The 11,552-nt window shown below is 70.5% G+C and carries 10 protein-coding genes and 1 pseudogene; 5 read left to right on the top strand and 6 right to left on the bottom strand.

The window, feature by feature from the left end:
* The first annotated feature begins 134 nt into the window (after nucleotides 1–134).
* Nucleotides 135–1,190 (top strand): hypothetical protein, encoded by a 1,056-nt coding sequence (locus ACSJJR_RS08935; RefSeq protein ID WP_435943074.1) that lies wholly within the window; start codon nucleotides 135–137, stop codon nucleotides 1,188–1,190.
* On the opposite strand, the gene ACSJJR_RS08930 is transcribed toward ACSJJR_RS08935, so the two are convergent.
* From ACSJJR_RS08930 to ACSJJR_RS08920, 3 genes are all read right to left on the bottom strand, one after another.
* Nucleotides 1,183–2,307, bottom strand: a complete 1,125-nt coding sequence (locus tag ACSJJR_RS08930) for an alpha/beta hydrolase (RefSeq protein WP_435943073.1) — start codon at nucleotides 2,305–2,307, stop codon at nucleotides 1,183–1,185. The two genes, ACSJJR_RS08935 and ACSJJR_RS08930, sit on opposite strands and share 8 nt — an antisense overlap.
* Nucleotides 2,304–3,488, bottom strand: coding sequence for a homoserine O-acetyltransferase MetX (gene metX, locus ACSJJR_RS08925; protein ID WP_435943072.1), 1,185 nt, complete (start codon nucleotides 3,486–3,488; stop codon nucleotides 2,304–2,306). The genes ACSJJR_RS08930 and metX overlap by 4 nt, the downstream gene beginning before the upstream one ends.
* Before the next feature lie 87 nt (nucleotides 3,489–3,575).
* On the bottom strand, nucleotides 3,576–4,916 hold the full coding sequence (locus ACSJJR_RS08920; RefSeq protein ID WP_435943071.1) for an O-acetylhomoserine aminocarboxypropyltransferase/cysteine synthase family protein: 1,341 nt from the start codon (nucleotides 4,914–4,916) through the stop codon (nucleotides 3,576–3,578).
* A gap of 501 nt (nucleotides 4,917–5,417) precedes the next feature.
* Here ACSJJR_RS08920 and ACSJJR_RS08915 point away from each other — a divergent pair.
* Nucleotides 5,418–6,662 (top strand): C40 family peptidase, encoded by a 1,245-nt coding sequence (locus ACSJJR_RS08915; RefSeq protein ID WP_435943124.1) that lies wholly within the window; start codon nucleotides 5,418–5,420, stop codon nucleotides 6,660–6,662.
* A gap of 99 nt (nucleotides 6,663–6,761) precedes the next feature.
* Here ACSJJR_RS08915 and ACSJJR_RS08910 read toward each other — a convergent pair whose 3' ends face one another.
* Nucleotides 6,762–7,262 (bottom strand): inorganic diphosphatase, encoded by a 501-nt coding sequence (locus ACSJJR_RS08910; protein WP_435943070.1) that lies wholly within the window; start codon nucleotides 7,260–7,262, stop codon nucleotides 6,762–6,764.
* 189 nt (nucleotides 7,263–7,451) lie between these two features.
* Between ACSJJR_RS08910 and dacB the strand changes: the two genes are divergently transcribed.
* Nucleotides 7,452–8,846 carry a D-alanyl-D-alanine carboxypeptidase/D-alanyl-D-alanine endopeptidase gene (gene dacB / locus ACSJJR_RS08905; protein ID WP_435943069.1) on the top strand — a complete coding sequence of 465 codons (1,395 nt, stop codon included), beginning with the start codon at nucleotides 7,452–7,454 and terminating at the stop codon, nucleotides 8,844–8,846.
* A gap of 134 nt (nucleotides 8,847–8,980) precedes the next feature.
* On the top strand, nucleotides 8,981–9,535 hold the full coding sequence (gene hpt / locus ACSJJR_RS08900) for a hypoxanthine phosphoribosyltransferase (protein WP_435943068.1): 555 nt from the start codon (nucleotides 8,981–8,983) through the stop codon (nucleotides 9,533–9,535).
* A gap of 21 nt (nucleotides 9,536–9,556) precedes the next feature.
* Here the strand turns inward: hpt and cas6 are convergent, their stop codons facing one another.
* Nucleotides 9,557–9,961 (bottom strand): CRISPR system precrRNA processing endoribonuclease RAMP protein Cas6, encoded by a 405-nt coding sequence (gene cas6 / locus ACSJJR_RS08895; RefSeq protein ID WP_435943123.1) that lies wholly within the window; start codon nucleotides 9,959–9,961, stop codon nucleotides 9,557–9,559.
* 467 nt (nucleotides 9,962–10,428) lie between these two features.
* Here cas6 and ACSJJR_RS08890 point away from each other — a divergent pair, with 467 nt between their 5' ends.
* Nucleotides 10,429–10,905, top strand: coding sequence for a hypothetical protein (locus ACSJJR_RS08890; protein WP_435943067.1), 477 nt, complete (start codon nucleotides 10,429–10,431; stop codon nucleotides 10,903–10,905).
* A gap of 180 nt (nucleotides 10,906–11,085) precedes the next feature.
* On the opposite strand, the pseudogene ACSJJR_RS08885 reads toward ACSJJR_RS08890, so the two are convergent.
* Nucleotides 11,086–11,552: pseudogene (locus ACSJJR_RS08885) on the bottom strand (transposase); the annotation flags it as partial.

Raw genomic sequence — 11,552 nt, 5'->3', positions numbered from 1 at the left:
CCCCCAGCGCCTCCTCCCTTTCTTCCTATTCCCCCCCAAGCGCCGGGGCACAGGTTCCTGTCAGGGACGCATGAGAATATGCCTCCCTGGGCTCCGCCGAGCGGCGGGACCGCATGCGGAAGGATGAGGTGGAGATGGCGCTGTTCGAGCTCAAGGACGGTCGGCTGGGCACGGTGGGCCCGGGACACCCCGCAGGAGCCGAGACCCGTCTCCAGGTGCTCGCAGCCGTGCGCGCCCAGCTGGGCCAGGTCCTGCACCGTCCCCTCATGCCGGTGGCGTGGATGAGCGTTGAGGCAGGCCAGTCACTCACCGCCCTGGACGCCGCCGGGCAGGTGGTCACCATCGAGGTCCTCACCACTGTCGATGCCGGTGCGCTCGTGGCGGCGCTCAGCCGTCACGCCAGGACCGCCGCCATGAGCCGCAGCTCCCTCGCCGTCGTCTACCCCGGGGGCGCGACGGCCTTCCACGAGGACTGGGACGAGTTCCGCGAGGCCATGCCGATCCACGCGGAGCCCGGGCCCCGGCTCGTGGTCCTCACCACCGAGCTGGTGGGGCAGGCGCGCGTGCTGGCCACCTTCCTGGGCGAGGCCGTGGAGGTGCACGTCGTGGACGCGCGCGTGGTCGAGGGGGCTGGGGACGGCCGCGTCCTCGTGTCCGTGGACCGGGTCGAGGCGGACCCTCTCGCGGCCGCAGCGGCGGCTCCCTCCACCCCCAGGCGCAGCCGCGCCGCCCAGGTGGTCGACACCGCCCAGACTGCCCAGGTCACCCAGGTGGTCAACACCATCCAGGCCACCCAGCCGGGCCACAGCGGCAGGCCCCAGGCGGTCACGGCCTCGGGCACGCGGCCGGCGGCGGCTGTCGAGCCGCCGCCTGTGACGGGGACGCACCGCTCGCTGGCGCCGGCGCTCGGCGCCCAGCCCACGGTCAGCACGGCCGAGGCCCCTGCCACCCTCGCAGCCCTCGCCCGGAGCCTGCGCACGCCCACCACCCTGCTGTGGCGCAGCCCCCGCCGCGGTATCGACCACAGGGCCGTCCTGAGCCGTGACGGCGTCATCACCCTGGCCGACGGGCGCACCTTCACCGATCCCTCGCGCGCGGCGGCAGCCGCCCAGCACACCCAGGACGTGGACGGCTGGCGGGTGTGGCGCGTGGGGGAGCGCGGCGCGACGCTCGCCGAGCTGCTCAGCTGAGCACGTAGCCCCTGAGCCACTGCTCGAGGACGGCGTAGGCCTGCTCCCGCACGGGTGGCGCTGACAGGAACACGTCGTGCACGGCCCCCTCGACCCGGGCCACCGTCACCAGCGGCCCCAGGCCGATGGCGCGGCGGGCGGTGCCGTCCGCGTCCACCACCGTGTCCGTGGAGCGCGAGTCCTGCGTGCGCACGACGCCGAGGTGGCTGCGCGCGGAGCCGATGGACAGCACCGGGCAGGTCACGTGCAGGCCCGAGGAGACCGCCGCCTGAGCGTCGAGGATGGCCGCCAACCAGCCAGGGCGGATCGGAGGGGTCGGCACGTGCTTCCAGCGGGGGTCCACGTGCCAGCCGGTGACGTAGGGGTCGTCCGCCCACGAGGGGTCCGGCAGCTCGCCGTCGGCCTCGGTCCAGCCGTCCGTCACCGTGAACAGGTCGGAGGGGTCGTAGGTGGGCAGGGCCACGGGGTCGCGCCCGCTCAGGCGCGCGAAGGCGCGCACGATGGGCTCGCCCAGCACCCGCACCGGTTCCGCGCCCTGGATCTCGAGCCAGGCGGAGTTGAGGACGAGCCCGGCCAGCACACCCGGGTGATGGTGCGCCCACAGGGAGGCGGTGAGCCCGCCGGTGGAGTGCCCGCACAGGACGGTGGGGCGTGACTGGCCGTGGCCGGCCCACGCGAGGGTGAGCGCCAGCCCGATCTCCTCGTCGTAGACCGCCAGGTCCTCCACCCAGCCGAGCATCTGCTCCGGTCGCAGGGAGCGGCCGTAGCGGCGCAGGTCGAGGGCGTAGAAGGCGCCGCCCAGCCGCGCCACCCGGCGCGCGAGCTCCGGGTTGAAGAAGTAGTCGTTCCAGCCGTGCAGGTAGAGCCACACGAAGGAGGGCTCTGAGGGTGTCCCCTCCAGGGCCTGGGGGTCCTCGGCGGGCAGGTAGCGCACGAGGGTGGCGACGGCGCCGTCCTCCTCCGCGTCCGGGGCGAGCTCCAGCGTGCGCGCCTGGAAGCCGGGGCCGAGCAGGTCCTCGCCCCAGGAGCCGACCGGTGTGTGGGGGCGCTCGGGCGCCTGCGGCTCCTGCTGCGGCGCCTGCTCGGGCTCCTGCTCCTGCTCGGGCGTCTCGCTCATGCCTCGTCCTCCTCCAGGAAGTCGCGCAGGATCCGGTCCATCTGCTCCGCCTCGATGAGGAAGCCGTCATGGCCGTGCAGGGACCGGATCGTCGCCCGCCGGGCGTTGGGGATGCCCTTGGCCAGCTGCTCGGCCTGCTCTGGCAGGAACAGGCGGTCGGAGTCCACATCGACCACGAGCGTGCGCGCCGTGACCCGGCCGAGCCCCGCCTCGGTGCCGCCCCGGCCGGTGCCGACGTCGTGGACCATCATCGAGTGGGTGACGATGAGGTAGGTGTTGGCGTCGAAGCGGGAGATGAGCTTGCCGGAGTGGTGGTCGAGGTAGGACTCGATCTGGTAGCGCCCACCCACCGCCGGGTCCTCCTCGCCCTGGTGCCGGCGGCCGAATCGCGCGTCGAGCTCCGCCGCCGAGCGGTAGGTGGTGTGGGCGATGGCGCGGGCCAGGCCCAGCCCGCGCACCGGGCCCACCGAGTGGGAGTAGTAGTCGCCGTCGAGGAAGAAGGGGTCGCCGACGATGGCGAGCTCCTGCAGGTGGCACCACGCGAGCTGGTCCGCCGTCGTCGAGGCCCCGGTGGCGACGAGTGCCAGGTTGCGCACCCGCTCGGGGTGGCTCGCCCCCCACTCGACAGCGCGGTGCCCGCCCAGGGAGGCCCCGATGACGAGGTGGAAGGTCCTGATGCCCAGGGCGTCGGCGAGCAGGGTCTCGGCCTCCACCTGGTCGCGGGTGGTGAGCCAGGGGAAGCGCGAGCCCCAGGGGCGTCCGTCGGGCGCGGTGGAGGAGGGGCCGGTGGAGCCCTGGCAGCCGCCGAGGATGTTGGCGGCGACGACGAAGTAGCGCTCGGTGTCCACGGCCCTGCCCGGCCCGATGAGCGTGTCCCACCAGCCCGGCGTCGGGTGCCCGGGGCCGGCCGGGCCGGTGACGTGGGAGTCGCCGGTGAGCGCGTGCAGGATGAGCACGGCGTTGTCGGCGGCGGGGGCGAGCTCACCCCAGGTCTCGAAGGCGAGCACGGTGGAGGGAAGGACCTCCCCGGACTCGAGCGTGAGGTCACCGATCTCGAGGAAGCGGCGGTTGCCCGGCTCGTCACCGGGGCGCCAGGCGCCCGTGGGGGAGCCGGCCTGGCGCTCGACGAGCTTGGCCGAGGCGGTGCCGACTCCGGGGGTCAGGGGCTGTGGCGCGCTCATGGGCCCATTGTGTCGGGTCGGGTGGGCGGCGGCTAACCCGTCCGTGGCCGGCCCGCTGGCAGGGCCCGGCCGAGCCCGTGGCAGGGCTCAGCCGAGGGCGGCGACGGCGGCCAGCCCACGCTCGAGGTCGGCGATGATGTCGTCGATGTGCTCGATGCCGATGCTCAGCCGCACCGTGCCTGCGTGGATGCCTGCCTTGGCCAGGCCGGCGTCGTCGAGCTGGGAGTGGGTCGTCGTCGCCGGGTGGACGCACAGGGAGCGCACGTCACCGATGTTGGCCAGGTGGGAGAACAGGCTCAGCGCGTCGATGAAGGCGGCGCCGGCCTCGCGCCCGCCCGCCAGGTCGAAGGCGAGGACGCTGCCGGCCCCACGCGGGCAGTACTTGCGGGCCAGCTCGTGGTAGGGGCTAGACTCCAGGCCGGAGTAGCGCACCTCGGCCACCTCCGGCCGGCCCTCGAGCCAGCGGGCGACGGCGAGGGCGTTGTCCACGTGGCGCTCCATGCGCAGGGACAGGGTCTCCACGCCCTGGGCGATGAGGAAGGCGTTGAGGGGGCTGGCGGCGAAGCCGAGGTCACGCTGGCCCTCGGTGTGGGCCTTGAGGATGAAGGCCATGTTCCCCAGGGGGCTGCCCACGCCGAGGTCCCGGGCGTAGACGAGGCCGTTGTAGGAGGGGTCGGGCTCGTTGAAACCGGGGAATCGCCCGGGCTGGGAGGCGTAGTCGAAGGCGCCTGAGTCCACGATACAGCCCATGACGCTGGAGCCGTGGCCTCCGAGGAACTTGGTCGCCGAGTGCACGACGATGTCCGCGCCCCACTCGAAGGGCCGGATGAGGTAGGGGGAGGCGACGGTGTTGTCAACGACGAGGGGGATGCCCAGTGCGTGGGCGGCATCGGCGATGGGCTCGATGTCGAGGATGTCACCCTTGGGGTTGGGGATGGACTCGCCGAAGAAGCAGGTTGTGCGCTCGTCGGCCAGCGCGGCCCAGGCGCCAGGGTCGCCCGGGTGCTCGACGAAGCGGGTCTCGATGCCCATCTTCGCCAGGCTGTGGGTCATGAGGTTGGTGGTGCCGCCGTACAGGGAGGAGGAGGCGACGATGTTGCTCCCGACGCCGCCCAGGGTGAGGAAGGTGAGGGTCTCTGCGGCGAGGCCGGAGGAGACCAGGTGAGCGCCAATGCCTCCTTCGAGCGCGGCGATGCGGCGCGCGACGACCTGGTTGGTCGGGTTGTCCAGGCGTGTGTAGATGGGGCCGAGGGACGCCAGGGCGAAGCGGTCGGCGGCCTCCTGGGTGCTGGGGAAGACGAAGGACGAGCTCTGGTAGATGGGGATGGCGCGTGAGCCGGTGTCGCCGTCGGGGGTGTGGCCGGCCTGGACCTGCTTGGTCTCGAAGTGCCAGCCGTCGGGATTGGCCGCGGTGGGGACGTCAGTCATGCGGGGGCCTCATCTCGGGTGCGTCTGCGCCGTCCGCGGCGCTGAGGCCCACCCTATCGGCGGTGGTGGGTGCCGGGCGGAGGCGTCCACTGTCCGACGTCGTGGGCCTTGCCGGCCTCTGCGGGAGGAATGACAACGGTGTCGTGAGGCGTATCACATCTGATGTCAATCAGCGTGTTGCTGCGGGACTCCGGCCGTCGGAGGCTCTAGGGAAACCTGTGACGGCTGTGAATGTTGGGAAAACTGTTCCCTCGTGTGACAGGACCTGACTAGTGTGCCCACAGCCAGGACTCCTCCTCGCCCGGCCCGAGCCGTCCGCCGACGTCATGGCGGCGGCCGTCGAGGAGGACGCAGCAGACGGAGGAAGCAGTGACCCGGACGACGAGCACGCGGCACCACCGCGACCGGACAGGTGCGCGCGGCGACGCTCGCACGAGCGCGCCCACGGCCCGGCTGACGAGGACCGCGACCAGGGGTGCCCTTGCCAGCGCCGCCCTCGCCCTGACCGCATCCCTCCTCGTGCCGGTTGCCACGGCGGACCCCGTCACCCAGGACGACATCGACTCCTCGCGCGCCGCCGAGACCTCCACCTCCGAGTCCATCGCCTCACTCGAGGCCCAGCTCGCCCAGCTGAGGGTCGACTCCGACGCCGCCGCCCTGGCGGCCCAGGTCGCCAACGAGGACTACCTCGTTGCCCTCGATGAGCTCGACACGGCCACCTCCGAGGCGGCGGCTGCCCAGGCCGACGCCGACGCCGCCGTCGAGGCCACCGAGCGGGCCCGCTCCGAGCTCGGCGCCGCCGTGGTCCAGACCTACCAGGACGGCGGCAACGCCCTCGACGTCCTCACCCCGTACCTCACCAGCTCCTCCCTCGCGGACCTCGCCGACGCCGGAGTTGCCCTGACCCGCATCGGCGAGCAGTCCGACGCCCAGCTCCAGGGGGTCGAGGCCCTCGAAGCGGTCGCCGACACCCTCCAGGCCCTCGCCAACGACAAGCGGGCCGCGAAGCAGACCGCCTCCGACGCCGCGCAGCAGGCCAAGGCCGCGGCCGACAGGGCAGCGGTCACGGCTGCCAACGCCGTCGTCTACGCCCAGAACCAGCGCGGCACGCTCATCGCCCAGCTCGCTGCGCAGCGCAACACCACCGTCGAGCTCGAGACCCAGTACCAGGACCAGCTTGAGGCCGACCGCAAGGCGCGTGAGGAGGAGGCGGCCCGTCAGGCGGTGGCGGCAGCCGTGCAGCAGCCCGCTGAGGCCGCGCCCCAGGCTGAGGCCCCCGCACCCGCCCCGGCCCCCGCACCCGCCCCGGCCCCCGCACCCGCGCCGGCCCCCGCGCCCGCTCCGGACCCGGAGCCTGAGCCTGAGGCGCCCGCCAGCTCGGGATACGGTGCTGACGCCGCTATCGCCGCCGCCTACACGTACCTTGGTGTGCCCTACGAGTGGGGCGGTGAGTCCTACTACGGTGTCGACTGCTCGGGCCTGACGATGCTGTCCTACCGCGCCGCCGGGGTGTACCTCACCCACTCCTCGCGCGTGCAGTACGGGCAGGGTGACAAGGTCCCGCTGTCCCAGGCGCAGCCCGGGGACCTCGTCTTCTGGTCCTCCAACGGCAGCCAGTCCGGCATCTACCACGTGGCCCTGTACCTCGGGGGCGGCACGATCATCGAGGCACCGACCTTCGGTTACACCGTGCGGGTGACCTCGATGTCCTACTCCGGCGCCATGCCCTACGCCGTGCGCCCCTAAGGCGCCGCTGCTCCTGCCCGAGGCGAGGGGGCCCGGTCACCAACCGTGGTGACCGGGCCCCCTCACAGTCGTGCTGCCGGGACGTCGTGCTGCCGGGACTCAGTGGCCCTCGCGGGCGACGCGCTCGGCCTCGCGCTCGTAGGAGCGGCGGATCTCCTCCTCGGCCTCCTCGCGGCCCACCCAGTGGGCGCCCTCGACGCTCTTACCGGGCTCCAGGTCCTTGTAGACCTCGAAGAAGTGCTGGATCTCCAGGCGGTGGAACTCGCTGACGTCCTCGATGTCCGTGCGCCAGGAGGCGCGCTGGTCGCCTGAGGGCACGCACAGGACCTTGTCGTCGCCGCCCTTCTCGTCGCGCATGCGGAACATGCCCAGGGCGCGGCAGCGGATGAGGCAGCCAGGGAAGGTCGGCTCCTCCAGCAGCACCAGGGCGTCGAGGGGGTCACCGTCCTCGCCGAGCGTGTTGTCGATGAAGCCGTAGTCGTCGGGGTAGCGCGTGGAGGTGAAGAGCATGCGGTCCAGCCTGATACGGCCGGAGTCGTGGTCCACCTCGTACTTGTTGCGGTTGCCCTTGGGGATCTCGATCGTGACGTCGAACTCCACGGCGTCCTCCTTTGCGTGTGGTCGGTGGCGGCCCGCCGGGTCCGCTGGCCCCGCCCGCTGGCGCGGTTCACGGCCGATGCTCCCAGAGGGGCGGTGACAATGTCACTAGTGTGACCCACGACGGCGCTGCGGGAGGCATCCCGCGCCCCGGCACGAGCACCTGACGTCATCAGCACCATCGGAGGATCTGTGCGCAAGGCCACCACAGCAGCCCTGACCGCTGCGTCCCTGCTGGTCGCAGGCGGCTACTACGGGCTCGCTGACGCCCTCGACCTCGTCCCGGGCGCTGTGACGCTGGCGGACCCCGCCTACGAGCTCCAGGCCTTCCCGACGACGAGCGCGCAGGCCGTCGCCGAGCCCGCCCCGGCCCTGCCCGCGGACGCCCCCGTCCCCAGCGCCGCCGTGCTCACCGGCTACGCGCAGGCCCTCGCCACGGACGAGAGGGTTGGCGCGGGCGTCACCGGCGTGTCGGTCATCGACGTCGCCACCGGCCAGGTGCTGGTGGACCTCCAGGGTGGCACAGCGCTGACTCCCGCCTCCTCCAACAAGGTCCTCACCGCCTGGGCGGCCCTGAGCGCGCTGGGGGCTGGGCACCGCCTGACCACCTCCGCGGTCCTGTCCGGCACGACGCTCACCCTCGTGGGGGGCGGGGACGTGCTCCTGGCGACCGACGCCGGGGACCCGGGCGCCGTCGTCGGCCACGCCGGGCTGGGTGACCTGGCCCGGAAGGCGGCCGAGCGGCTCAGCTCCCAGGGGGTCACGAGCGTGAGCGTGGCCCTGGACGACACGTTGTTCGAGGGGCCCTCCTGGAGCCCCGACTGGGAGGAGGGCAACGAGGCCTGGGTGGCGCCCATCCAGCCCATCATGGTGGACGTCACCGCCCACCACTCGACCATGGACTACCCCGCCGACCCTGCGATGGAGGCGGCTGAGGCCTTCGCGGCGGCGCTCGCGGCCGCGGGCATCGAGGTCAGCGGCACGGTCACGCGCGCTGCGGCGCCCGAGGGTGCGAGCGAGCTCGCCGCCGTCGAGTCGGCGCCCCTGTCCGAGGTCCTGGCGGTGTCCCTCAAGGCCTCGGACAACACGATGACGGAGGTCGAGGGACACGTGCTGGCGGCGGCGACCGGCTACCCGGCGTCCTTCGACGGCGCGGCGCAGGCCGTGCGCGCCCAGCTCGAGGCCGACGGCTTCGACACGAGCGGGCTCACGCTGCGCGACGCCTCCGGGCTGGCGCGCGGCAACAAGGTGCCGGCGCGGCTGCTGGCCCAGATCATCGCCCGGGCGGCGGGGGACGAGGGCGGCACCACCGGGCGCACCCTCATCACGGCGCTGCCGGTGGCGGGGCTCGACGGGACGCTGAAGGACCGCTTCTGGGAGGCGACGGCAGCCGGGCGGGTGCGCGCCAAGACGGGCTCGCTCGACCAGTCGGTCTCGCTCACGGGCACCGTCGTCACGGCCGACGGGAGGCTGCTGGCCTACGGGGTGATCGTGGACGGCTTCAACGAGGGCGGGCTGTTGGCGGCGCGGGTGGCCCTGGACGAGGACCTCATCGCCCCGATGGCGGACTGCGGCTGCCAGGGGTGAGCTGCCAGGGGCGGACAGAGGGCGGGCACCGGCGTCGGGAGGCAGCGCCCGCGAGGGCGTGACAGACTCGTGCCGTGCGGGGGCTGACCCGCCAACCCGACCCGGCACCCGACTGTTGACGGAGGCACACCAGGATGGATGCGCGTGACATTCAGGACGACCTCGCCCAGGTCCTCATCACCGAGGCGGAGATCGCCCAGCGTCTCGATGAGATGGCCGCGCAGATCGACGCGGACCACGAGGGGCAGGACCTCCTGCTCGTCGGTGTGCTCAAGGGGGCCGTGTACGTCATGGCGGACCTGTCCAGGCGCCTGCGCTCAGCCGTGCAGATGGACTGGATGGCCGTGTCCTCCTACGGCTCGGGCACCAAGTCCTCGGGGGTGGTGCGCATCCTCAAGGACCTGGACGCGGACCTCACTGGGCGCCACGTCCTCATCGTTGAGGACATCATCGACTCGGGGCTGACCCTGTCCTGGCTCGTGGGCAACCTGTCCGGCCGCGGTGCGGCGAGCGTGGAGATCGCGACGCTGCTGCGCAAGCCCGAGGCCCTCAAGGTCGAGGTGGACGTGGCCTACGTCGGCTTCGACATCCCCAACGAGTTCGTCGTCGGCTACGGCCTGGACTATGCCGAGCGGTACCGCAGCCTGCCCTTCATCGGGCTGCTCAAGCCCGAGGTGTACGAGGGCTGAGCCGGGTAGGTCGGCCGGCCGTCAGGTGGGGTTGGCGATGGCGTCGATGACGCCCATGCCGTAGGCGGTGTGGGAGCCGACGTTGGTGAAGCGCGCCAGCGACATGAGCTGGGAGAAGACGGCGGTGACGGACGTCGGGTGGCCGCTGACGCGCAGCTCGCCGGTGCGGGCCGGGATGGTGTGGCTGGCCAGCCGACCCCGGTGGTCGCTGCGCGGCATGGAGAGGCTGACCGGGCTGAGGGTTGTGCGGTCCTCGGTGACCAGGAGTGTGTCGAGGCGCTCTCGCGGGGGTAGGACGGGGCAGGTGGACGGGCTCCAGGCGCGCCAGCGGGCGTGAAGGCTGGTGGCGAGCGACGCCGCGGTGAGCGTGGGCTGGTGCTGGCCGCGGGAATCACCGAAGTGCCTTGGCGGGCGTCGATGATGGATTTCTTCTAGATCTAGACAACATGACGTGGCCGCAGTATCGTAGCGCTTGACCGAAGCATGCGATCGGCATCATGGTTGTCGCCTCTGCGTTCCGATAATGTTATGGGGGAGTCATGGAAGGCGAACGCAAATGTGCGCATTGCGGCGCAATATTTTACGATCAATATGCGGATGAATGTCCGGAATGCGGAGAGTCGGTGTGACTCTTCCTATATTTGATCAAGGAAGTTGCCTTATTTTGAGATGAGGTCTCGGTATTTGGTTGACCCTCATTTGTCATTCCGATGTTCGTTCGTGCAGTCCCGCATCCGACGGCCTCGATGCGCTGATTGAAACCGCATAGTGTTTGCGGAAGAGTGAAAGTTCATTCAGTTGCTTCCTCGTTCGCCCATTGTTGTGTGTGCAGCATTCTGATTGCGACGCTGCCATTGTAGGTCCAATTAGATTTTATGGTCTAGGAGGTAGTTTTGGGTCAAGATGCCGCAGATCCCAAGCAGGTGGTTGATGAATTTGTCGCCTACCTGAGAAGATCCGCCAGTCAGTTTGCATCGTTCGGTGCAAGAGTATCTCAATACAGTGACTCCGCTACAGGGGTCACTCACCGGGGGTATGAGATCGAGCGCTATGACTATCCGACAGTAGAAGAGACTAACCCCTCGCCGCTAAGGCTAATGAAAGGGGAATTCCCAACCTCAAAGGATCACCTCTATTACTGGGGCGGTACGTGGGGGCACAGAATAGTGTTCCTAACCGAAGAAGGACAGTTGTTTGAATACGAGTTTAAAGGGGCAGATATCCTCGAGGGTATCGACATACGCACGGAGACGCGAGATCGTGTATCGAAATTGGAGTTGCGTCGAGTGTTAGGAAATAAGAAGCCCTTCATGGAGATCCGAAATAAAATTGATCGTCGGCTGGCTGAAGAGTATGCCAGGTCGTTGTGACTAAGGGCGCCATTCATGGGTTGTGAATTTAAGGCCCCAGTGTGTCGCTAGTACAGGCGTCGGCCACACATTTGGTTACCGCGCTCAGACGCTCTCGAATGTGACCGATGGCTGTATGAGGTCATGAGGTTGGCGACGCGGGTGTGGACACGGCTGGCGTGGGTGCCCCTATGTGGTGTGTCAAGCGGCGGCGGGTAGTTTCGTGGCTGGTTGTGGGTCGTAGAGGGCTCCATCTCGGATCATGGCGTGCAGGGTCAGGATGCGGCGGTGGGCCAGGGCGAGAACGGCCTGGTTATGACGCTTGCCCTGGTCTCGTTTGCGCTGGTAGTACGCCCGGCAGACGGGGTCGGAGCGCAGGGAGGCGACGGCGGACAGGAACATGGCGCGCTTGAGCCTCTTGTTGCCGCCGTGGGAGACATGCTCGCCCCTGATGGAGGAGCCCGATCTTCTGGTCACCGGTGCCAGGCCGGCGTAGGAGGCCAGTTAGGCGCCGGTGCCTGGAGGTCTTGCCCAGGGTCTCGGCCAGCAAGGACGGCGGCGGGCGGGACCCCTGATCCCGGGCATGGAGATCAGGACCTCATAAAGAGGGTGGGCCTCCACCAGGGCCTCGACCTGGGCGGCGACATCGGCCCGCTGAGCGTGCAGGG

The organism is Actinomyces sp. W5033 (assembly GCF_051303165.1).
This window is presented reverse-complemented; position numbering and strand designations above follow the sequence as displayed.

What these genes read in the sequence shown, in the direction of transcription:
- ACSJJR_RS08935 (WP_435943074.1), top strand. Translation starts at nt 135, where the DNA reads ATGGCGCTGTTCGAGCTCAAGGACGGTCGGCTGGGCACGGTGGGCCCG.
- ACSJJR_RS08930 (WP_435943073.1), bottom strand. Translation starts at nt 2,307, where the DNA reads ATGAGCGAGACGCCCGAGCAGGAGCAGGAGCCCGAGCAGGCGCCGCAG.
- metX (WP_435943072.1), bottom strand. Translation starts at nt 3,488, where the DNA reads ATGAGCGCGCCACAGCCCCTGACCCCCGGAGTCGGCACCGCCTCGGCC.
- ACSJJR_RS08920 (WP_435943071.1), bottom strand. Translation starts at nt 4,916, where the DNA reads ATGACTGACGTCCCCACCGCGGCCAATCCCGACGGCTGGCACTTCGAG.
- hpt (WP_435943068.1), top strand. Translation starts at nt 8,981, where the DNA reads ATGGATGCGCGTGACATTCAGGACGACCTCGCCCAGGTCCTCATCACC.